Consider the following 21674-nt stretch of genomic DNA (forward strand, 5'->3'; position numbering starts at 1 on the left):
GGGGGAGCCGGTGGCTCGATCGGACTCCGGACGGTCGAACCCGTCAGGGGGTTTCGCGGTGTTCCCGTCCGCATACGACGTGGATCCGTGCCCGATCACGTGGCGACGCGGCCAGGAACGAGCGACGGAGCGGGCGATCCGAGCACGCGCCGACAGCTACAAAGTGTGACAACGCCGTCTAGTCGTACATGCACGTACTCGGCTGTCTGAACCGGGGGGCCGGCGAGGAGCGACGGGAGCAGGTCGTCGATCGGGTCGTCGATCGGCTCGCCCGCGAGGGGCGGGTCGGTGTCGTCCGGTACGACGCGACGATCGCCGATGGCGCACACGAGGCGCTCACGGTCGGTGGCGACGTCACCTACGGACTCGGCGCCGACGGCGACTGGACCGCCTCGGGAACGGGGATGACCGTCGGCGACGCCATCGACGCGCTGGCACCGGACTGCGACTACGCCGTCGTCACGGGCGTCCCGGACCTCCAGTACCCCGTGATCGCCGTCGGCGGCGACGCAGACGATCGGGACGACGTGCTCGCGACGGTCGATCGGGCCGGCGAACTCGACGAGGACGCGCTCGTGACCGCGCTCGAGGAGCGAGACCCCCACGAGACGCTCGATTCGCTCGTCGCCCGCGTCAAACGCGCCCCGGAGGCCGAACTATCGGGCGCGATCGCGACCTTCACCGGCCGGGTGCGCGCGAAAGACGACCCGGACGACGCGCGCACGGAGTTTCTCGAGTTCGAGAAGTACGACGGTGTCGCCGACGGGCGAATGGCCACGATCGAGGCGGAACTCGAAGCCCGCGACGGAGTACTCGCGGTCGAACTCCACCACCGGACCGGCGTCGTCAGGGACGGCGAGGACATCGTCTTCGTCGTCGTCCTCGCGGGACACCGCGACGAGGCGTTCCGGGCCGTCGAGGACGGGATCAACCGGCTGAAAGACGAGGTACCCCTGTTCAAGAAGGAGGTTACGGTCGACGACGAGTACTGGGTTCACGAGCGTTCGTGATCGTTTCGCGGGTCGACCACAAGGGCTTTCTATCCGGCGAACGGTTCTAGAAACAAGTCGGGGACGTGATGTAGCGACGGACGTTCCACCGCGATCGGGACCAGGGAGATAACAGGTTAGAAGTGGTTTTAAAATTTCTAACCGGTTCTCAGGCGATCGTAAAACCCATCGTAAATCGGACTAAAAGGTCGCTTACCCACAGGATATCTGAACGCAATCGAAACGCCGCTAACCATCCGTCCTTTATAACATGTCTCTCCCACAACGGATGGATGTCGATGAGCACGACAGCCCAACCCTCCACGGAAAGCAAAGAACACCGCCTGAAGCGCTACCTGCGCGAACGCGCAGAAGACGGAGAGCTGTACTTCAAAGGGAAGTTCATCGCAGACGACGTCGGCATGTCCCCGAAAGAGATCGGCGCGCTGATGGTCAAGCTCTCGGAGTCCGCGACCGACCTCGAGATCGAGAAGTGGTCGTACACGAGCGCGACCACGTGGCGCGTCGAACCCGCCTGATCGCCCATCGGCACATCCAACGCGTACGTCCTGACCCCACACGCACCCACGAACCGCAACACGCCACGCACCTCACGCACCCACCCTCTCACGCACGCAGGCGATCATCCCACGCTCCGCTCACCAGCCGCCTGCGATCACCCACCTGTTACGCCGGCGCGTCGGCCGCCGACGCCATCCGGCATCCGATCGGCCATCGCGCGTCGGTCCCGTCGGCCGACGTGCTGGTCCCCGTCAGCACGTCTCCGTTCGTTCACGCACGTCCTGAACGGAGACGCGCCAGCGACCCGGAACAGCGACGCCCTCACGCAGTTCCCGTCGAAAACGGGGACGCCTGCCGACGACAGGCGATTTATACGAGCCGGCGAGTAAACACGGGTAATGGAGGACGTCGATTCGTCCAGATTCAATCCGTCAGCGCGAGGCGGATCGACACTCGATGCGGGCCCGCCGATCGATCGCATCGAGTCCGTGTTTGCCGTCTACGAGACGCGAACCGAGGGCGACCGACTGGTCTACTACGGCGACCCGCTTCGCCCGCCCGAACAGGTGATCCGCGAGCTGTGGCCGGCGTTTCGGGAAACGGGGTACGAACCCCAGCTGACGATCCGCCACGGCGAGTACGTCCTCGTCGCCGAACCGACGGAGATCGGTATCGACGGGATCCCGTGGACGAACCTGGTGCTGTTCCTGGCGACGATCGTCTCGACGCTGTTTGCCGGCGCACAGTGGTACTACTTCGATCCGTTCTCGAACCCGGCGGAACTGCTCCGCGCGTGGCCGTTTACCGCCGCGGTCCTGGGCGTCTGGAGCGTCCACGAGATGGGCCACTACGTCATGAGCCGCTACCACCGCGTCGACGCCTCGCTGCCGTACTTCATCCCCGTCCCGTCGCTCATCGGGACGATGGGCGCGGTCATCAAGATGAAGGGGCGCATGCCCGATCGGAAGGCGCTGTTCGACATCGGCGTCGCCGGGCCGCTCGCTGGGCTGATTGCGACGGTCGTCGTCACGATAATCGGGCTGCATCTGCCGCCCGTCACCGCACCCCCGGGGCTGGTCAACGATCCCGACGCGTTCCAGATCAACCTCGGCTATCCGCTGTTGCTGGAGTGGCTCGCGGCGCTGTTCGATCAGCCGCTGTACCGCGACGATCCGGCGACCGCGGTAAACCCGGTCGTCATCGGCGGCTGGGTCGGCATGTTCGTCACGTTCCTCAACCTGATCCCGGTCGGCCAGCTAGACGGCGGCCACATCCTCCGGGCGATGACCGGCGAGTTCCAGGAGACGATCGCGGCTCTCGTCCCCGGCGTGCTCTTCGCGCTCGCCGCCTACCTCTACTACATCGCGGACTACGGCCGGTACGCCGTGTTCATCTGGGTATTCTGGGGCTTCCTGACCGCCGTGATTGCGGCCGTCGGTCCCGCCCAGCCGGTCGACGACGACGGACTGGACCGCGGCCGGTTCCTGCTCGGGGTCGTCACCTTCGCCCTCGGCGCGCTCTGTTTCATGGCGGTGCCGATCGAGATGATTCCCTAGCCGTGCGTGTAGCCCCGATCGGCGAGTGAGTCCCCGTCGAGGGAGACTCCGTCCGCGAGGACGGACCCGATCGGCGTCAGCGCAACCGGTGTGTCCGCGCGAGCCGCGGCCACGTCGTCTTCGGGGATCGTACAGACGAGTTCGAAGTCCTCGCCGAACGTCGTCGCCCGATCGAGCGCCTCGCGCTCGCTGTCGGTCGTCTCGAAGACGGCGTCATCGATCGGGATGGAGTCCGACTCGATGGCGAACCCGCAGTCGCTCGCCTCGGCGAGCTGGTGGAGCGATCGGGCGAGACCGTCGCTCGAGTCCATCATGGCCGTCGCGTGGGGGGCGAGCGCCCGGCCGGCCGCGACGCGGGGCTCGAACTGGAACAGGTCGTTCCCGCGCTCGTGATCGCCTCGCTCGAACTGAGCGATCGCCGCCGCGGTGCGTCCCAGCGTGCCGGTGACGCAGACGACGTCACCGGGGCGCGCCCCGCCCCGACGGACCGGGTCGGTCGTTCGGCCGATAGCGGTCGTCGAGACGGTGAACTCGTCGTGCCCGTCGAGGTCGCCGCCGACGTACTCGGCGCCGACGGACTCGCAGACGTCGCTCGCGCCGCGAACGAACCCGAGCAGTTCCTCGCGATCGAATTCGGGAGCGGCGTAGGCGGCGACCGCGGCGATCGCCTCGGCCCCCATGGCCGCGACGTCCGACAGCGACGCCCCGACCGATCGCCAGCCGGCCGTATACCGGGTCGTCCCCGCGGGAAAGTCCGTCCGCTCGTGGAGCATGTCCGTCGTCACGACCAGCCCGTCGACGATCGCGGCGTCGTCGCCGACGGGATCGAGTTCGTCCGCCAGTAGTGTCAGGGCGGCCCGTTCGTCCATACCGCCCGTTTCGCGTCCAGCGCGAAAAACGACCCGGACCTGCCGGGTGACCGAATCGAGCGGGCGATCGTCTCGAAGCGAGACCGACGGCGGGAGACGGCCGGCCGTTGCTCGGCGTCCGCGCCGACGACCGGGCATGGAGCGCGATCGGGCGGGCTGGCCCGGATGAGCGAGCGTCGGCAACGCACGGTATCGGCTGTCAACGCCGCCAGAGAACAACGATGGCCTTAAATGCCGCCGACGGGAACCACACGCCAATGGCTACGATGTACGACGTTCCGGCGGACGACCTCATCGAGGCGCTCGCCGAGGACCTCGAGGACCGACTCGACGAACCCGACTGGAGCGAGTTCGTGAAGACTGGCGTCGACCGCGAACTCCCGCCCGAACAGGAGGACTTCTGGGCGACCCGCGCCGCCAGCCTCCTGCGCAAGGTGGCCGATCGCGGCCCCGTCGGCGTCGAACGACTCTCGACCGAGTACGGCGGCTCGAAGGGCGGCTCGACCCGCTACCGCGTCGCCCCCGACAAGCGCGCCGACGGCTCGAAGAACCTGATCCGCACCATCCTCCAGCAGCTCGAAGACGAGGGGCTCGTCGACATCGCGGAGGGTGAGGGCCGCCGCGTCACCCCCGAAGGACAGAGCCTGCTCGACGACACCGCCGGCGAGGTCCTCGAAGAACTCGATCGCCCGGAACTCGAGCGCTACGCGTAAACGATCGCAAACTGTGTCGTTTTCGGGACGCCGATCACGTCGAGAGGCCTCACTTTCCGCGGTCCGTAATCATTTTCCCGCCTGCAGGACAAGAGTGTGATATAGCTATGAGCGGATCACCCGACGAGGAGAAACTCGAGGAACTCCGACAGAAGAAGATGGAGCAGCTCCAGGAGCAGGCCGAGGGCCAGCAGGGGAGCGAAGCCCAGGAGGCCGCCCAGCAACAGGCCGAGGCCCAGAAGAAGGCCCTCCTGCGCCAGCACCTGACCGACGACGCCCGCAAACGGCTCAACACCGTCAAGATGAGCAAGCCCCAGTTCGGCGAACAGGTCGAACGGCAGGTCGTCACCCTCGCCCGATCGGGACGCATCCAGGGCAAGATCGACGACGGGAAGATGAAACAGCTCCTCCAGGAGCTCAAGCCCGACTCGAAGAGCTTCGACATCAAGCGCCGGTGATGGAGCTCGGACTGCTCTACAGCGGCGGGAAGGACTCGACGCTCGCAGCGCTTCTCCTCGACGAGTTCTACGACGTCACGCTGGTGACCGGTCACTTCGGCGTCACCGACGACTGGAAACACGCCCGGAACACCGCCGAGTCGGTCGACTTCGCGTTCGAACGGCTCGATCTCGACCCCGACGTCGCCCGCGAGGCCGTCGATCGGATCCGCGAGGACGGCTTCCCGCGCAACGGCATCCAGCGGGTTCACCGGCACGCCCTCGAACGGCTGGCCGAACAGGGGTTCGACGCGATCGCCGACGGAACCCGACGCGACGATCGGGTGCCGACGGTCTCGCGCGCACAGGCCCAGAGCCTGGAGGATCGCCACGGCGTCGACTACATCGCCCCGCTATCGGGGTTCGGTCGGACCGCAGTCGATCGGCTGGTCGACGCCCACCTCAAGGTGACGGTCGGGCCGAGCGAGGCGATCGACCGGGCCGACTACGAGGCCGAGTTGCGGGCGCTCATCGCCGAGGCGGACGGTCCCGGGCGGGTGGCCGATCTCTTCCCCGCGCACGACCAGACGTACGTCACCGACGTGCGCTAAAGTCCCGTCTCCGGCACCGACCGTCGTCGGACCGTCGCGACCGATCCCGGCGACGGCGCGGACGTTAACGAGCGCGTTACTGTCTTTTCCTCGCGATAGTAGGGCCATAACCAAACCCGAGTTCGTGGGAGCCGATCCCACGCATGAGCGAACGCACGCAAGTACGCGAGGTCTTCGCGGACGTCGAGCCCGACCCGGACGCGATCCTCGAGGCGACCGGTGCCGACTCCCCGGCGGAGCTAATCGCTGGCGGCGGGAGACACGACCCGATCGCGGACGAGGCGGCCGACGAGACGGCCGTCGCGGACCTGCTCGGGAACCTGAAGGACGCGGCGGACGAAACGGGCGAGCCAGCGGCCGATCGAGAGATCGACGACCCCGCATCGGGTCGAGATCCCGGGTCGGCGGATGAGTCGACGGACGACAGCGGGTCCGACGGGTCGATCGAGATGGAAATCACGTTCGGCGAACCGTCCGTGACGGTCCGCCGGGGTGACGGCGCCGCCATCGACGACCTGCTCGGCGGCGATCCGACACCGGACCGGCCGCGGGTAGCCGGCGTCGAGTCTGCCGGGATGGAACTGGTCGGTTCGCCGACGGTCACTCGCGTCTCGAGCGACGCGTTCGGGAGTCCCTGAGCAGACGCACGCGCCGATCGTACCGCAGTCACGTTGCCGGCGGACTAGGTGAACTCGAACCGGGCACCGCCGGCCTCGCTCTCGGTGATCGTCACGTCCCAGCCGTGGGCGTCGGCGATCGCCCGGACGATCGCCAGTCCGAGTCCGGAGCCGTCTTCGGCGGTCGAGTACCCGCGTTCGAGCACGTTCTCGCGTTCGTCCTCGGGGATGCCGGGTCCGTCATCCGCGACGAAGAAGCCGCCCGGGCAGGGTCCGACCCGGATGTGGACGTCCTCGCCGCCGTGGTCGATCGCGTCGTCAGCGCGGGAATCGCGCTGACTGCTTGTCGAACCGTGTTCGACACTGTTCCGGAAGCAGTTCTCGAACAGCTGCTTCGCGCGTTGTGGATCGACCTCCAGCGTGTGGTTCCCCTCCGTTTCGAGGGTCGCGTCGTGCGTTTCGGTCGCCGTCCACGCCTCGCCCGCGAGTTCGACCAGCGGCACGTCGTAGGGGTCCTCGACCTGCGTGCCGTTGCGGGCGACCGAGAGCGACTCCTCGATCAGTTCGTCCATCCGGTCGAGCGCGCCGTCGACCGCTTTGAGGTGTTCGGCCTCGCCCGTCTCGAAGGCGGCGTCGAGTCGGCCGCGGGCTACCCCGAGCGGGTTCCGGAGGTCGTGGCTGACGACGCTCGCGAACTCCTCTAACCGTTCGCTCTGGCGGCGCGCCTCCCGGACCGCGGCCCGCTGGCGGATCTCGTAGATGCCGGCGATCGTTCCCGCCGCGACGCCGACCGTGCCGCCCATCAACATGAGATACAGCGGTTTGAGCGCGCCGGTGCCGTCGAGATACAGCACGTAGAGGTGGAGCGACGTCACGAACGTCCCCGCGAGAAAGCCCCCGGCACCGTAGGCGAAGACGGTAAGTCGATCCCGGAGCGAGACGTCCCCCGCCACCAGTGTCCGATCGGCGAAGACGACGGCCGAGGCGGCCAGCAGGGGGACGACACTCTCGAGAAGGGCCTGGGTGCTGAAGGCCTCGCCGGCGATGCGGGCACCGATGACGGCCGCGAGAAAGAGCCCGAGTGCCGACAGCGGCGACACGGGCACCTGTTCGCCGACATCGGTGACCCAGTCCTCGTCTCCCAGGGGTTGCACAGTGAACGTCAGCAGCCACGTTCCTATCAAGGTACGGGAGAATATCGATCGGGGGACCATCGAACCAACGTGCGCGACCGACGAATCAAACGGCGGTGACGGATCGGGTGGAATCGGACCGGCGGAAGGAAGGATAGAAGTTCGCCGTCGGCGAACGCCCTGTCATGTACGACCGGATCAAGGGCTTTCGAGACTTCTATCCCGGCGAGATGGGCGCGCGGCGGGCGACCATCGATACGCTGGAGGAGACCGCCAGCAGGTACGGCTTCCGCGAGATCGGGACCCCGGCGCTCGAACGGGCCGAGATGTGGACCGACAAGAGCGGCGAGGACATCGTCGACGAACTGTACGCGTTCGAGGACCAGGGCGGCCGCCACGTGACGCTGACGCCGGAACTCACGCCGACGGTGGCGCGGATGGTCGTCGCAAAACAGCAGGAACTGTCGAAGCCGATCAAGTGGTTCTCGACGCGGCCGTTCTGGCGCTACGAGCAGGTCCAGCAGGGTCGCCAGCGCGAGTTCTACCAGACGAACGTCGACATCTTCGGCTCGTCCGAACCCGAGGCCGACGCCGAAATCCTCGCGTGGGCGGCCGACGCCCTGACCAACCTCGGTCTCACCGAGGAGCACTTCGAGTTCCGCATCTCCCACCGGGACATCCTCGGGGGCGTCCTCGAGACGTACGACGCCGACGTGGACGTCACGGAGGCGATTCGGGCCGTCGACAAGTCCGAGAAGATCTCGCAGGCCGAGTACCACGACCTGCTCGTCGAGGCCGGCCTCACGTACGATCAGGCCGCCGAGTTCGACGACCTCATCGCGAGCGGCGACCTCGACGCGGTCGAGGAATTCGCCGACACCGATCGCGTCACTGCCGCCGTCGAGAACCTCCAGAACGTCCTCGCGGCCGCCGAGGACTTCGGCGCGCGCGAGCACTGCACTATCTCGCTCGAGACGGCCCGCGGACTGGACTACTACACCGGCGTCGTCTTCGAGTGTTTCGATTCGACTGGCGAGGTCTCCCGGTCGATCTTCGGCGGCGGCCGCTACGACGACCTCATCGAGGGGTTCGGCGGCCAGCCGACGCCCGCCGTCGGCGTCGCACCGGGGCTCGCACCGCTGTCACTGCTCCTGCAGCGGGCGGGCGTCTGGCCCGACGAGGAACTGGTGACCGAGTACTACGTCCTCCAGGTCGGCGACACCCGATCGGAGGCCGCCCGGATCACCCGGGACCTGCGGGATCGCGGCCACGTCGTCGAGACCGACGTCGCGGGCCGATCGTTCGGCGCACAGCTGGACTACGCCGACTCGATCAACGCCGGGACGGTCGTCATCGTCGGCGAGCAGGACCTCGCGAACGACGAGGTGACGATCAAGGACATGGAGTCGGGCGACCAGTTCCAGGTCCCAATCGACGAGTTCCCCGGCGATCGGGATCGGCCGACCTACGAGGACTTCGCCTGATCGCCGTCCACACCTCCCGTCTCGCCGCCTCGCGACCGCGCCTGACCCGTCGGTATTAAAGACCCTTTATCGCGTGGGAGAAACGGGCCTGTTCCTGCCGAATGGGAGCAATATACCGGTATTAACCCCCGAGAGAGTCAACTCTCATCTGTGAGGTGACGACCAATGGCAACCAATCAAGCAACCGTACAGTGGCTCGGGAGGCAGCAGGAGTTCGAATACGCCGACTCGGTCGCCGGCTACGTGATGGTCGGTATCCGACTGATCGTCGGGTACTGGTTCCTCCACGCAGGGTGGACGAAGTTCGCGTTCGTCGCAGGTGAGCCGTTCGACGCGGCCGGCTACCTGATGCACGCGGAGACGCCGATCGCCGGCCTGTTCGAGATCGTCGCGACGACGCCCTGGCTGCTCGAGTTCACCAACGTGATGATCCCCCTCGGCGAGTTCCTAATCGGCCTGGGGCTCATCCTGGGGGCGCTCGTGCGCCTCGCCGCCTTCTTCGGCGGCGTCCTGATGACGTTGTTCTACCTGGGCAACGCCGACTGGGCGCACGGCTACGTCAACGGGGACCTGCTGGGTCTCATGTTGTTCGTGATCATCGGCGTCTTCGCCGCGGGCCGCATCCTCGGCGTCGACGCCTACCTCGAACAACTCGAGTTCGTGCAACGGCGGCCGTGGCTCCGGTACCTCCTCGGCTGATGCCGCGGGGGCAACGCCCGGCCGACCACTCGAACCGCCACCAGTGACGCTCTCCCGGCTGTCCGAGATTCGACCACTGTGCCCGGCGATCGGAACCCGTCCGCTCGCCGTTCGATAGCAACCGACCGTTTCTCTCGGGTGCGAACCCGATCGATTCTCGCATCTCCGTTACCGGCAGGACCGATCGACGGCCCCAGACCTCGAATCGAGTCGATCGCCGGTCGTGACGCGGTCGATCACGTCACGCCGCTCGATCGGCCCGTGGCCGGTCTCGACGTGGTGGTCGATCATCGCCCGTCCGAGGGCGGTGATCTCGTCCTCGCTCGCTTCTCGCTGCCAGTCACACTCGGTGCAGTACGCGGTCGGCACGACCGAAACGTCGGGATCGGTCGGACTGAATGCCCCGGTTCACATGTCGCGCGTATTTATTCAGCGGCCCCGACGGCCCCAGCGTTGTCCGGGCCTCGACGGCCCCAGCATTAACTAGGAGGCCGGTGTACGACGGCCGATGGTCGACACGCCGAACGTCCTGCTCGTCCTCACCGACCAGGAGCGCTACGACTGCAGTGCCCCCGACGGGCCGCCGGTCGAGACCCCGACGATCGATCGACTCGCGAGCGAGGGGATGCGATTCGAACGCGCGTGCACGCCGATCAGCATCTGTACGAGCGCCCGTGCATCGTTGCTGACCGGCCAGTTCCCGCACGGGCACGGGATGCTCAACAACAGCCACGAGGCGGACGCGATCCGGGCAAATCTGCCCGACGGCGTCCCGACCTTTTCGGAGGCGCTCGCGACGGGCGACAGCGGCTACGAACTCACGTACACGGGCAAGTGGCACGTCGGCCACGATCAGACCCCCGAGGACTTCGGCTTTGCCTACCTCGGCGGGAGCGACGTCCACCACGACGACATCGACGACGCGTTTCGCGAGTACCGCGAGGAGCGCGGGACCCCGATGGACGAGGTGGAGTTCGAGGAGGCGGTCTACACCGGTGGCGGCGAGGGCACCTTCGTCGCCGCGAAGGCGCCGATCGACGTCGCGGACACCCGGGCGTACTTCCTCGCCGAGCGGACGATCGACACGATCGAGGCCCACGCGACCGGCGATCGAGACGGGCCGTTCTTCCACCGGGCGGACTTCTACGGCCCGCATCATCCCTACGTGATCCCCGAGCCCTACGCCTCGATGTACGATCCCGGCGAGATCGACCCCCCGGACAGCTATCTCGAAACGTTCGACGGGAAGCCACAGGTCCACGAGAACTTCGTCGACTACCGCGGCGTCAGGGGGTTCGACTGGGACACCTGGGCCGAGGTGCTCGCGAAGTACTGGGGGTTCGTGACGCTGATCGACGAGCAACTCGAGCGGATCCTCGACGCGCTCGAAGCGTACGGACTGGCCGACGACACAGCGGTGATCCACACCTCGGATCACGGCGACTTCGTCGGGGGCCACCGCCAGTTCAACAAGGGGCCGCTGATGTACGACGACACCTACCGTATCCCGCTGCAGGTGCGCTGGCCGGGAGTCACCGAGCCGGGATCGGTCTGCGAGTTCCCCGTCCACCTGCACGACCTCGCGCCGACGATCCTCGAGATGGCCGGCGTCTCGATTCCGGATTCGTTCCACGCCCGGAGCCTCGTCCCGTTTCTCGAGGGCGACGATCCGGACGACTGGCCCGACTCGACGTTCGCCCAGTACCACGGCGAGGAGTTCGGTCTCTACACCCAGCGGATGGTCCGCACCGATCGATACAAGTACGTCTACAACGGCCCGGATATCGACGAACTGTACGACCTCGATCGCGACCCCGCCGAACTGCAGAACCTGATCGACCACCCCGAGTACGCCGACGCGCGATCGGCGATGCGAAAGCGACTGGTCGAGTGGATGTACGAGACGGACGATCCGAATCGGGAGTGGGTTCCGGACGTTCTCGCGGACGCGCCGGAGGGGACCTGATCTCGGTCGTCGGCATCCGCTGTACGAGGAGCGCGGGTCTCGAGCCGATTGATGTGAGCCCCCTTCGGATTGATATGTTAACAGTTGATGTAATCTACTGACGTGAGGTATCAAGTGTCGTGAGAGAGAATGACTGCCGATAACGGCGACGGCGTATCCGGGACGAACGTGAATCGACGGACGGTCCTCGGGGCGGCCGGCAAAGCGACCGTCGGCGCAGCGGCCCTCGGCGCCACCACCGGATCCGCGGCCGCCGACGGCTCCTACACGCGACACGAACACGGCGGCCTCGAGTACACCAAGTACGTTCCCGGCGCCGTGGACGGAAGCGACGCCGTCCCGCTGGTCGTGATGCTACACGGCTGTACCCAGGACGCCGACGACTTCGCGGCCGGGACCGGGATGAACGAGGTTGCCGACGAGAACGAGTTCGTCGTACTCTACCCCGAACAGTCGTCGGGCCGCCACTACAACGACTGCTGGCAGTGGTTCAACGACCGGAACACGACCTGGGGACGGGGCGAAGCCGCGATCATCGCGGGAATGGTCGACGAGGTGAAGTCGGAGCACAATATCGACGACGGCGAGGTCTACGCCGCCGGACTGTCGGCAGGCGGAGCGATGGTTCCCAATCTGGTGGTCGAGTACGCCGACGTGTTCTCGGCCGCCGGCGTTCACTCGGGACTCGAGTACGACGCCGTCGAAGACGAGAACAGCGGCCTGCTGGCGATGACCCAGTGCACCGCCAAAGATCCCCAGGAGGCGGGTACCCGGGCGTACGACAGAATGGAGGAGTTCGGGATCACGGACGCGGTCCCGACGATCGTCTTTCACGGCACCGACGACACCACGGTCTATCCGTGCAACGGCGAGCAGGCAGCCGAACAGGCGACGCAGACCAACGATCTCGCGTACAACGACGCGGACGACGATGCGATCGACTACGACCCCGACGAGACGTACACCGACTGTTCGGCGCCGAAGTGCGCCGCGGTCTCCGAGTTCCACGATCCGGATGGCCGGAGTCTCGTCGAGTACTGGGAGGTCGACGGCCTGGGACACGCCTGGGCCGGCGGGGACTCCGCTGGCTCGTACACCGACCCCGACGGACCGGACGCCTCGCGCGAGATGTGGGCGTTCTTTTCGAACGGGGCCACGGACCCCGGCGACGACGACCCGGTTGCAGAGGCGTCGGCCGACCCGAATCCGGCTGCCCCGGGCGAATCGATCACCTTCGACGCCTCGAACTCGAGCCATCCCGACGGTGCGATCGAGAGCTACGAGTGGGACTTCGACGACGGAACGGCGGCCACCGGTGAGACCGTCACTCACAGCTACGATTCGACGGGAACGCGAACCGTCGAGTTGCGTATTACCGGCACCGATGGCGCGACCGCCACCGATACCGTCACGCTCGACGTGATCGAGGACGGGTTCGACGGCTACTGCGGGACGGACGACAACTACTCGCACGTCGACGCTGGCCGGGCCTGGACCGACGGCTCGTACGCCTACGCGGAGGGCTCCGACGAGAACATGGGCCTCTACAACGTCTTCGAAACGTCTCGACTGAAGGAGACCTCGCCCGGCTACTTCGAACTGGTCGAGTCCTGCGACGGATAGTCCCGTCGACGCCGGGCGCGGAAGCGTACGTTTACGGTTCCGAAACGGCTACCACCGGGTATGATCGTCGACGTGCGCGAAACGGAGGGGTATCGATGACGGGAGCGACGGACGACGAGGCGGATCCCGACGACCTTCGGGAACGGGCGCGCGAAGACGAGGCGATCGCCGACGCGCTCGAGGAGCTCGTCGTGGAACTGCGGGACGACCCGGTCAGGGAGTCGCGACTCGAGAGGCTGTTCGACGAGGCGAGTACGAGCAACCCGAATATCTGGAACACCGTGACGGCGTTCATCGACGTCGAGGACGGCGAGGCGATCGTCACGGAGGAGTCGAAACTGGCACAGGGAAGCTGGGCACCCGAGATCGTCGAGGACTGCGACGCGATGCTCACGCTCGACATCGAGTACGGGATGATGCCCGACGACTTCAAATACCGCGCCGGGAAGGAACTGAGCCGGACGATCGAGGCGTTCCGCGAGGAGGCGGCCGACGCGCGAGAGACGGCCGCCGAACTCGAGAACGGAACGGACGGGGCCTGAGATCGGCCGCTCCTACGGACTGCTGTCCGTCAGTTCCGGCGCAACCGCAGACGGGTCGCGGTTGCGCTGGTATATCGGTACAGCAATCCGTATCACTCGGTGACGACTCGTTCGCGCTCGAACCGATCGTCGTCCCGGTCGGTCCGATCGTCGCTCCGATCCGCTCGCCAGCGCCACGACCCGATCTCGAACGGCTCCAGCGAGACGATCACGTACGATCGATCGGGCCACGTCGCCCGCGCTTCGTCGGTCGCGCTCGGCCGCGGCGGGCCGCGAGGGTGGGAGTGGTAGAAGCCGACGATTTCCTCGCCCCGATCCTCCAGGCGCTCGAAGATCACGAGTTGTTCTTCGGGGTCGATCCGGTAGCGCGTCCGCGGTTGCTCGGCGACGTTTTCGGCGGGGTACTGCGATCGAACGCGGCTCCGGCCGTCGGGATCGTACTCGCCGCCGAGAACCCCACAGATTTCCGCCGGGTGGCCCTCGCGTGCGCGCTCGACGATCGCGTCGCGAACCGACGACGGGAGGACGAGCACGGGATCAGTCGACCTCCGCTCGCGAGTCGCCGGCGGTGTCGGCGTCGCCCGTCTCGATCGACGCGAGGTCGTCGAACGGGACCGCGACGTTCCGGTCCGGGGCGTCGAACCGATCGGGATGGACGATCCCCGCGATCGCCTCGAGCGTGTCCACGAGCCGCGGGCCGGGCCGGTTGAGGTAGTGGTGGCCGTCGAGCGCCCAGACCCGATCGGTCTGCACAGCAGCGAGATCGTCCCAGCCCTCGCGATCGGTGAGATCGGTCCAGTTCGCGGCGATCTGGTCCAGCCCGAACCCGCAGGGTGCGACGATCACGAGTTCTGGATCGTACTCGCGGATCTCCGTCCACTCCCGCGGGCGGGAGCGCTCGCCCGCGTCGGCGAGGCCGTACTCGCCGCCGGCCCAGTCGACGAGTTCGGCCGTCCAGTGGCCCGCGATCATGACGGGGTCGGTCCAGTCGAAGATCGCCACCCGCGGGCGATCGTCGTCGTCGAGATCGGCCGTCCGCTCCCGGACGGTGTCGATCCGGGCCTCGAGGTCCAGTCTGGCCTCCCGGGCGTGCGCTTCGCGGCCGGTCACCCGGCCGAGCCGATCGAGGTCGTCGAGGACGTCCGCGACGCTGTGCGGGTCGGTCGTGAGGACCTCTGGATCGGCGTCGAGTTCCGCTACCGCGTCGGCGACGACAGCCTCGTCGACCGCACAGACGTCGCACATGCCCTGCGTGACGATCAGGTCCGGATCGAGGTCCTCGAGCGTCTCGACGTCGACGTCGTAGATGCCGCCCTCGGTTTCGGCGGTGTCGAGCACCTGCCGATCGATCTCGCCGCTCGAGGCGCGTCGCGCCTCGCTGATCCGCGATCGGGTAACCGAGGGGAGCGATTCGACGCCCGGCGGGTAATCACACTCGTGAGAGACGCCGACGGGTTCGATACCGAGCGCGGCAACGAGTTCGGTCGCAGAGGGGAGCGTCGTGACGATTCGCATATCGGTAGTAGGGACGGCGAGATCAAAAAGAGCGGCTTCGCGGGCGATCCACGGGGCAGGCGTCAGAAGTCGTCCGCCGGGCCGGAGTCGTCCTCGTCGCTCCCCTCGGCGTCCGGTTCGTCGTCGATTGCGAACTCGTCGGCGTCCGACTCCGCATCGGGCGCTCCGTCCGCGATGTCGATCTCGGTCACCGATCGTGAGCCGACACCGGCGTCGGAGCCCGGTCCGGACGCGGATTCGCCGACGTCGAACGCGTCGGTCCCGAGTTCCTCGCCGTCGGCCGTGACGCGGCCCTCGTCGATCTCGATGACGACGCCGTCGCGGTCCGGGTCGCGGCCGACCAGTTGATTCGTCGCCGACTCGACCTCCTGGTTGACCGCCCAGACGAACCGCAGGACGGACTCGAGTTCAGATCCGGCCTGGCGGACGGTCCGATCGGCCGACAGTTCGCCGAGACTCCGGGCCCCTTCGGGGTGGAGGTACTGGACCGGATGGTCGGTCGGTACCTCCCGCAGGTCGAGGTCGAACGACCAGAGGTACGGGAGCAACTGGACCGCGTAGCCCTGCGGTTTCGGCGCACGCCGTCCCGCAGCGGTTAGGGCGATGTTCACGGCGGGCGATTCCGCGTCGGTGTCGAAGTACAGGCCGTCGAAACCCGGTATGGAGAGTCGCATACGCGACCAGTCGCACTCCCCGCGGGTGAGTCCACAGTCGGCATGTTCAGCCTCGTTTTATACGGGCGTCGTCGGACACCGACAGGATCGAAGACGCACCGAGGGAACCGATCGGGTTCCCTCAGAACGTGTCGACGAACTTGTCGCGCCGGTAGAGGTCGAGTTCGCTCACGCTCGCCCCCTCTCGCGAGGCGGCGAAGACGATCGCGTCGGCGATTTCCTCGGGTTCGGTCGCCTCGTCGGGGTCGAAGACCTCTGCGAACGTCGTCCCGTCCGTCGTCTCGAACTCCGTCCGAACCTCGGACGGATTGACGACCGTGACGCCGACGCCGTCGTCGCCGACCTGCGCGGCGACGCTCTTGGCGAAGCCCCGGACCCACCACTTCGAGGCGGCGTAGACGGGATTGAACGATCGCGGGTACTGACCGGCGAAACTCCCGACGAAGAGCAGGTGACCCCCGCGTTCGCGAACGTGAGGGATGGCCGCCCGCGTCGCGTAGAAGACGCCGTCGACGTTGGTCTCCTGCATCGTCTCGTACTCCTCGGTCGTCAGATCGGCGACGTCGCTCCCGCGGGAGAGGCCGGCGTTGTTCACCAGCACGTCGATCCCGCCGAACGTCGCGACGGTCTCGTCGATCAGGTCGTCGACGTCGTCCTCGTCGCGGACGTTCGTCGGGACGACCAGCGTCTCCACGCCGTGGGTCGTCTCGATCTCGTCCGCGAGGTCCGCGAGTCGGTCCTCGCTGCGGGACGCGAGGACGACGCTCGCCCCCTCGGCCGCGAGCGCGCGACACGTCGCCGCACCGATACCAGCGCTCGCACCCGTGACGATCGCTACCCGGTCGTCGAGTTGGCCTTCGGCTGTCATGGTCACTCCACTGTGTGTGGCCCAGGAACGTCGGTGTTTCGTCGCCTCGCCGGCAGTCGCGTCGGCGAACCCGCCGCGAACCCGACACTGAAGTAGCCGCCGTCCCTCGCTGTGATTTATATGCGAAATTTTCACCTGACGACGATCTGGGGAATTCCGATCCGGATCAACGTCTCGCTGCTGGTGTTCCTGCCGGTACTCGTCTGGCTGATCGCCGCGAGTGGCCAAATCGGGATCTACGCCTCGATCATCGACGGGTTCTCGCCGGCGACCCTCGATCCGGCGCCGCTGGAGGAAGGCGCGACCCCGTGGCTGATCGGCGTCACGGGCGCGGTCGGGCTGTTCGTCAGCGTCGCGGCCCACGAACTCGGCCACGCCTACGCGGCCCGCCGGTACGACATCGGGACGGAGTCGATCACACTCTGGATCTTCGGCGGCCTGGCCGCCCTCGAGTCGATCCCCAGGGAGTGGAACCGCGAGTTCTGGATCGCCGTCGCGGGGCCGATCACGAGCGTCCTGGTCGGCGTCGGCTTCGCCGGCCTCCTGCAGGTCGTCCCGGGTGGGCTGCCGATCGTCGTCTTCGTCGTCGGCTGGCTGGCGGTGATCAACGTCATCCTCGCGATCTTCAACATGGTCCCGGCGTTCCCGATGGACGGCGGCCGCGTCCTGCGGGCGCTGCTCTCCCGGCCCCGGAACCGATCGTACGCCCGGGCGACCCAGATCGCCGCCCGCATCGGGACGATCTTCGCGCTGCTGTTCGCCGTCGTCGGCATCCTCGGCTGGAACCCCGTCCTCGTGCTCGTCGCGCTGTTCATCTACGGCGCGGCGACCACCGAGTCCCGGACGGTCGTGCTCGACGAACTCCTCGCGGACGTGACCGCGACTGACGTGATGGACGCGCCGGTCCGATCGATTCCCGCGGATGCGACGGTCGACGAGTTCGCGAGCACGATGTTCCAGGAGCGACGCAGCGAGTACGTCGTCGTCGACGACGGCGACGTCGTCGGCTTCGTGACGCTGTCGGACGTGGGCCGGGTCGACCGCGCGGCGTTCGGGACGACGACGGTCCGCGAGATCGCGACCGCTGACGTGACGACCGTCGAGCCTGACACGCCCGCCTTCGACGTCCTGGTGTCGATGGGCCGGGCGCCCCTGGTCGTGGTCGTCGAGGAAGACGAACCGATCGGCACCGTCTCGCGCCGCGACCTCGGCGACGTTATGCAGCTCCGTCGAGAACTCGGTGCGCCCGGGCCGTTCGAGCGGGTACCGATGTGACGAATTAGAGGTCGTACAGCTCGCCGTACTTTTCGTCGACGTACTCGAGGAAGTGATCGGCGGTGAATTCCTCGCCGGTCGCCCGCTCGATCAGGTCGGGCGTGGTGTACTGCTTGCCGTGCTGGTGGACGTTCTCGCGGAGCCAGCCGTTGAGGTCGTCGAACTCGCCCTCGCGGATGTCGTCGTCGAGGTCACCCAGTTCGTCTTCGGCCGCGGCGTACAGTTGTGCCGCGAGCACGGAGCCAAGCGAGTACGTCGGGAAGTACCCGAACGAGCCGTGGGACCAGTGAATGTCCTGCAGACAGCCTTCGGCGTCGGTGTCGGGGCGGACGCCGAGGTACTCCTCGTACTTGTCGTTCCAGACCTTCGGCACGTCCTCGACGTCGAGGTCGCCCGAGATGAGCGCGCGCTCGATCTCGAACCGGATCACGATGTGGAGGTGATAGGTGAGTTCGTCCGCCTCGACGCGGATGAGGTTGTCGTCGTAGACCTGGTTCGCGGCCTCGTAGGCCTCCTCGGGGGAGACGTCCTCGAGTGAGGGGAAGCGCTCGCGCGCGATCGGCAGGAAGTGCTCCCAGAAGGGGCGCGATCGGCCGACGTGGTTCTCCCAGAGTCGCGACTGGGATTCGTGGACCGAGAGGTCGCGGGCCTCGCCGAGCGGGGTGCCGTAGCCCTCGTCGGGGAGGCCGAGCGTGTAGTTGGCGTGGCCGAACTCGTGGATCGTGGAGGTGATCGACCCGAGCAGGTCGTCCTCCTCGAAGCGGGTCGTCACGCGGGCGTCGAACTGGGTGCCCGAGGAGAACGGGTGCGGCGCGGTGTCGAGGCGGCCGCGATCCCAGTCGTAGCCGAGCGAGTCGAGCACGTCGCGCGCGAGGGCTTCCTGATCGTCGTCCTCGAACGCACCGGCGAAGGCGTCGGTCGCCAGGGCCGCGTCGCTGTCGTCGATCGAGTCGATCAGCGGGACGAGTTCGTCCCGAAGGCGCTCGAGCACCCGTTCGGCCGTCTCGAGGTCGAGGTACGGCTCGTACTCGGCGAAGAGCACGGCGTAGGGGTCGGCGTCGGGATCGATGTGCTCGGCGTACTCGCGCTTGAGTTCGACCAGTTTCTCGAGGGTCGGCGCGAACGCCTCGAAGTCGTCGTTCTCCTTGGCCGCCTTCCACTTGGGGTGGGCGTTCGCGGTCGTCTCGGAGATCTCCGCGACGAGTTCGCCGGGGACGCTCGTCTCGCGATCGTACTGTCGGCGGACCTCGCGGACGACCGCGGTCTGCTCCTCGGAGAGGTCGCTCCCCTCCAGTTCGTCGAGCAGGTCCCCCGTCTCCTCGGCGGTCAGGAGGTCGTGGCTGAGCGAGGACAGCGTCGAGAGTTGCTGTGCCCGGGCGGGCGTCCCCTCGTCGGGCATCACGACCTCCTGGTCCCACTGCAGGATGCCGGCGGCGTTGCCGACGTTCGAGATGCGAGTGACTCGCTCTTCGAACTGTTCGTACGTGCCATCCGTCTCCTGTGGGGACTGATCTGTCGCCATCGAGACGTACTTGCCGCGGCAGCGATTTTAACGTCGTGGTCTCTCTCCCACGCTGCCGTGACGGCACAGATCGATCGTCGAGCAGGTATCCTGTGGACCTCCTGACCGGTGGATCGAGCGATCGTGAAATGCGCATAGAACGTGCAAGCCGTGAACTGTTCGCTCGCACTGACGAGTTCCCGTACATGGTAGTTGCATCGATCGTCGTCTTCTTCGTCAGCCTGCTCATCGGCGCGCTCGGCATCTACATCGGCGCGCGAGTGATCGTCGGCGCCGGCGACTACGATCACGCCATCGTCACCGCCCTGATCGGGGCGATCGTCTGGGCGGTCGTCGGCTTCGTCGTCGGCTGGATCCCGCTACTGGGGCCGTTGCTCGCCCTGCTCGCGTACGTCGCCGTGATCAATTTCCGGTATCCGGGCGAGTGGACCGCCGCCGCGATGATCGGCCTCGTCGCGTGGGTCACCGTCCTGATCGTCCTCTACGCCCTCGCCGCGATCGGCGTCACCGGGTTCGAAGCGGTCGGGGTCCCCGGCGTCTGACCGGCTTCACCGCGATTTCCGACACGCACCGTTAACCGTCTCGACGGACAAGTCACCGGATATGGGATTCTTCGAGGACCTCGGGCGGAAGGTCGGCCAGTTCACCGAAGAAGCGAAACGGGCCGCAGCCGAGGACGCGCCGTACGCCTGCAGAGACTGCGGGGAGCGGTTCTACACGGAACAGGCGGAGTGCCCGCAGTGTGGAAGCGAGAACGTGGCGCAACGCGAATCGAGCACACGCGAGACCGGGGACAGCGAAGCTAGCGGCGACACCATCGACGACGGTGGCACAGCGCCGGACGACGCGAGTGAGGCCGACGGATCGGGCTCCGGCTGAGAACGATTACCGGAGCCAGCCCTCGGCCGCCCGCCGGTAGATCTCGGTACAGCGCTCGAGGACGTCGATCGAGACGCTCTCGTCGTCGGTGTGGGCCTCGCCGGGTTCCGACGGCCCGCAGACGACGGGCTGGGTCCCGGCCTGGGCGAGCCAGCCGGCGTCCGTCGCGTGCGGTTTCGTCACGAGTTCCGGTGTACCGGACTGGGCCGCGTCGGCCGCGTCGCGAACCGTCTCGGCGAACGCCTCGTCCTCGCACCGCATCGGCGGCAGGTCCTGGTCGACGGTCCATTCGACGCCCGGAATCGCTTCGACCCGGTCGATCGGCGCTCGCTCGCCCGGTACCGTACGTTCGTCGACCGTGATCGCACAGCGATCGGGGACGACGTTCCAGCCGGATCCGCCTTCGATTTCGGTGACGACGACGCTTCCCGCGAGCGTCTCGCCGGCGACCTCGATCGACGGGGGTTCGAGTTCGCGAACCAGGTCCACGGCGTCCGTCGCGCGATAGATCGCGTTCTCGCCGGCCTCGGCCTCGCTCGCGTGGGCCGACTCGCCGCTCGCCGTGATCGTGCTTCCCCGACGGCCCTTGTGTGCGACCGCGACGTCGGTCACGCCCGGTGCGGAGTAGCCCGTCGACCCTTCGCCGACGATCGCGTAGTCGGGCGCGAACCCCCGTTCGATCGCGTGGCGCGCGCCGACGCCGCCGACCTCCTCGCCGACGAAACTCGCGAAGACGAGTTCGCCGGCTGGGTCGGCCGCCTCGAAGGCGATCATCGCAGCCGCAACGGCCCCCTTCATGTCCGCCGCGCCGCGGCCGTAGAGCCTGTCGTCGCGTTCCTCGACGACGTACGCGGGGTCGGTACTCTCGCCGCCGTTATCCGTCACCTGCGAGTCCCCCGGCGCGACGACGTCGTGGTGGCCGACCAGCGCCAGCGTCTCTTCGCCGCGTCCCGTGCGAGCGATCACGTTGCCGACCTCGTCGCGCCGGACCTCGGCGTCGGTTTCGCGGCGGAGCCAGTCCTCGATGTGATCGCCAGCGGCCGTCTCGTCCTCGTGGCTCGGGATCGCGACGAGGTCGCGCGTCAGATCGACGATCGTCATGCCGGCGTCTTCGGCGGCCAGGGAGTTGAGGGCACCGGCGCCACCGGGACACGCGGCCGGCGGGCGCTTCCGGCGGACG

General features: G+C 67.4%; 24 protein-coding genes. 15 read left to right on the forward strand and 9 right to left on the reverse strand.

What is annotated here, in order from left to right; genetic code table 11:
* Positions 1–188: 188 nt before the first annotated feature.
* The 3 genes from MUN73_RS11955 (at position 189) to MUN73_RS11965 (ending at position 3067) form a co-directional block, all read left to right on the forward strand.
* On the forward strand, positions 189–1010 hold the full coding sequence (locus MUN73_RS11955; RefSeq protein ID WP_250140697.1) for a molybdopterin synthase: 822 nt from the start codon (positions 189–191) through the stop codon (positions 1008–1010).
* 272 nt (positions 1011–1282) lie between these two features.
* Positions 1283–1528 carry a DUF7123 family protein gene (locus MUN73_RS11960; RefSeq protein ID WP_160063167.1) on the forward strand — a complete coding sequence of 82 codons (246 nt, stop codon included), beginning with the start codon at positions 1283–1285 and terminating at the stop codon, positions 1526–1528.
* 381 nt (positions 1529–1909) lie between these two features.
* Entirely contained in the window at positions 1910–3067 is a 1158-nt protein-coding gene (locus MUN73_RS11965; protein WP_250140698.1) for a site-2 protease family protein, read from the forward strand.
* Here the strand turns inward: MUN73_RS11965 and thiL are convergent.
* Entirely contained in the window at positions 3064–3936 is an 873-nt protein-coding gene (gene thiL / locus MUN73_RS11970; protein WP_250140699.1) for a thiamine-phosphate kinase, read from the reverse strand. The two genes, MUN73_RS11965 and thiL, sit on opposite strands and share 4 nt — an antisense overlap.
* A 257-nt stretch (positions 3937–4193) precedes the next feature.
* On the opposite strand from thiL, the gene MUN73_RS11975 reads away from it, so the two are divergent.
* The 4 genes from MUN73_RS11975 to MUN73_RS11990 all read left to right on the forward strand — a co-directional run bounded on the left by MUN73_RS11975 (position 4194) and on the right by MUN73_RS11990 (position 6335).
* Positions 4194–4649, forward strand: a complete 456-nt coding sequence (locus MUN73_RS11975) for a 30S ribosomal protein S19e (protein WP_250140700.1) — start codon at positions 4194–4196, stop codon at positions 4647–4649.
* Positions 4650–4756: 107 nt separating this feature from the next.
* Positions 4757–5107 (forward strand): DNA-binding protein, encoded by a 351-nt coding sequence (locus MUN73_RS11980; protein ID WP_250140701.1) that lies wholly within the window; start codon positions 4757–4759, stop codon positions 5105–5107.
* A complete protein-coding gene (locus MUN73_RS11985; RefSeq protein WP_250140702.1) occupies positions 5107–5697 on the forward strand; it encodes a DUF7411 family protein in 591 nt (196 codons plus the stop codon). The genes MUN73_RS11980 and MUN73_RS11985 overlap by 1 nt, the downstream gene beginning before the upstream one ends.
* 143 nt (positions 5698–5840) lie before the next feature.
* Positions 5841–6335 carry a hypothetical protein gene (locus MUN73_RS11990; RefSeq protein WP_250140703.1) on the forward strand — a complete coding sequence of 165 codons (495 nt, stop codon included), beginning with the start codon at positions 5841–5843 and terminating at the stop codon, positions 6333–6335.
* 44 nt (positions 6336–6379) lie between these two features.
* Here MUN73_RS11990 and MUN73_RS11995 read toward each other — a convergent pair whose 3' ends face one another.
* Positions 6380–7468, reverse strand: coding sequence for a sensor histidine kinase (locus MUN73_RS11995; RefSeq protein ID WP_250140704.1), 1089 nt, complete (start codon positions 7466–7468; stop codon positions 6380–6382).
* 164 nt (positions 7469–7632) lie between these two features.
* Here MUN73_RS11995 and hisS point away from each other — a divergent pair, with 164 nt between their 5' ends.
* Both hisS and MUN73_RS12005 read left to right on the forward strand, forming a co-directional pair.
* Positions 7633–8931: a histidine--tRNA ligase gene (hisS, locus tag MUN73_RS12000; protein WP_250140705.1), complete on the forward strand. Its 1299-nt coding sequence runs from the start codon at positions 7633–7635 to the stop codon at positions 8929–8931.
* A gap of 165 nt (positions 8932–9096) precedes the next feature.
* The gene (locus tag MUN73_RS12005; RefSeq protein WP_250140706.1) at positions 9097–9630 is read left to right on the forward strand and encodes a TQO small subunit DoxD; all 534 of its coding nucleotides are present in this window, start codon (positions 9097–9099) and stop codon (positions 9628–9630) included.
* A 168-nt stretch (positions 9631–9798) separates the two neighbouring features.
* Here the strand turns inward: MUN73_RS12005 and MUN73_RS12010 are convergent, their stop codons facing one another.
* Positions 9799–9999, reverse strand: coding sequence for a hypothetical protein (locus tag MUN73_RS12010; protein ID WP_250140707.1), 201 nt, complete (start codon positions 9997–9999; stop codon positions 9799–9801).
* 139 nt (positions 10000–10138) lie between these two features.
* Between MUN73_RS12010 and MUN73_RS12015 the strand changes: the two genes are divergently transcribed.
* The 3 genes from MUN73_RS12015 (at position 10139) to MUN73_RS12025 (ending at position 13761) form a co-directional block, all read left to right on the forward strand.
* Positions 10139–11596 (forward strand): sulfatase family protein, encoded by a 1458-nt coding sequence (locus tag MUN73_RS12015; protein WP_250140708.1) that lies wholly within the window; start codon positions 10139–10141, stop codon positions 11594–11596.
* A 129-nt stretch (positions 11597–11725) separates the two neighbouring features.
* Entirely contained in the window at positions 11726–13219 is a 1494-nt protein-coding gene (locus MUN73_RS12020; RefSeq protein WP_250140709.1) for an extracellular catalytic domain type 1 short-chain-length polyhydroxyalkanoate depolymerase, read from the forward strand.
* A 95-nt stretch (positions 13220–13314) separates the two neighbouring features.
* The gene (locus MUN73_RS12025) at positions 13315–13761 is read left to right on the forward strand and encodes a hypothetical protein (protein ID WP_250140710.1); all 447 of its coding nucleotides are present in this window, start codon (positions 13315–13317) and stop codon (positions 13759–13761) included.
* A 92-nt stretch (positions 13762–13853) separates the two neighbouring features.
* Here MUN73_RS12025 and MUN73_RS12030 read toward each other — a convergent pair whose 3' ends face one another.
* The 4 genes from MUN73_RS12030 to MUN73_RS12045 all read right to left on the reverse strand — a co-directional run bounded on the left by MUN73_RS12030 (position 13854) and on the right by MUN73_RS12045 (position 16818).
* Positions 13854–14294, reverse strand: coding sequence for a desampylase (locus MUN73_RS12030; protein ID WP_250140711.1), 441 nt, complete (start codon positions 14292–14294; stop codon positions 13854–13856).
* A 4-nt stretch (positions 14295–14298) separates the two neighbouring features.
* Entirely contained in the window at positions 14299–15276 is a 978-nt protein-coding gene (locus tag MUN73_RS12035; RefSeq protein WP_250140712.1) for a cobalamin-binding protein, read from the reverse strand.
* Positions 15277–15338: 62 nt separating this feature from the next.
* A complete protein-coding gene (locus MUN73_RS12040; protein WP_250140713.1) occupies positions 15339–15950 on the reverse strand; it encodes a hypothetical protein in 612 nt (203 codons plus the stop codon).
* A 121-nt stretch (positions 15951–16071) separates the two neighbouring features.
* On the reverse strand, positions 16072–16818 hold the full coding sequence (locus MUN73_RS12045) for an SDR family oxidoreductase (RefSeq protein WP_250140714.1): 747 nt from the start codon (positions 16816–16818) through the stop codon (positions 16072–16074).
* Positions 16819–16938: 120 nt separating this feature from the next.
* Between MUN73_RS12045 and MUN73_RS12050 the strand changes: the two genes are divergently transcribed.
* Positions 16939–18093 carry a site-2 protease family protein gene (locus tag MUN73_RS12050; RefSeq protein ID WP_250140715.1) on the forward strand — a complete coding sequence of 385 codons (1155 nt, stop codon included), beginning with the start codon at positions 16939–16941 and terminating at the stop codon, positions 18091–18093.
* 4 nt (positions 18094–18097) lie between these two features.
* Here the strand turns inward: MUN73_RS12050 and MUN73_RS12055 are convergent, their stop codons facing one another.
* A complete protein-coding gene (locus tag MUN73_RS12055) occupies positions 18098–19615 on the reverse strand; it encodes a carboxypeptidase M32 (protein ID WP_250140716.1) in 1518 nt (505 codons plus the stop codon).
* 185 nt (positions 19616–19800) lie between these two features.
* Here MUN73_RS12055 and MUN73_RS12060 point away from each other — a divergent pair, with 185 nt between their 5' ends.
* Both MUN73_RS12060 and MUN73_RS12065 read left to right on the forward strand, forming a co-directional pair.
* The gene (locus MUN73_RS12060; RefSeq protein WP_250140717.1) at positions 19801–20157 is read left to right on the forward strand and encodes a hypothetical protein; all 357 of its coding nucleotides are present in this window, start codon (positions 19801–19803) and stop codon (positions 20155–20157) included.
* A 61-nt stretch (positions 20158–20218) separates the two neighbouring features.
* Positions 20219–20494, forward strand: coding sequence for a zinc ribbon domain-containing protein (locus MUN73_RS12065; RefSeq protein ID WP_250140718.1), 276 nt, complete (start codon positions 20219–20221; stop codon positions 20492–20494).
* A 6-nt stretch (positions 20495–20500) separates the two neighbouring features.
* On the opposite strand, the gene MUN73_RS12070 is transcribed toward MUN73_RS12065, so the two are convergent.
* Positions 20501–21595, reverse strand: a complete 1095-nt coding sequence (locus MUN73_RS12070; protein ID WP_250140719.1) for a M20 family metallopeptidase — start codon at positions 21593–21595, stop codon at positions 20501–20503.
* Between the last annotated feature and the right edge of the window lie 79 nt (positions 21596–21674).

The sequence above is a fragment of the Halosolutus amylolyticus genome (assembly GCF_023566055.1).
Classification (GTDB): Archaea; Halobacteriota; Halobacteria; order Halobacteriales; family Natrialbaceae; genus Halosolutus; species Halosolutus amylolyticus.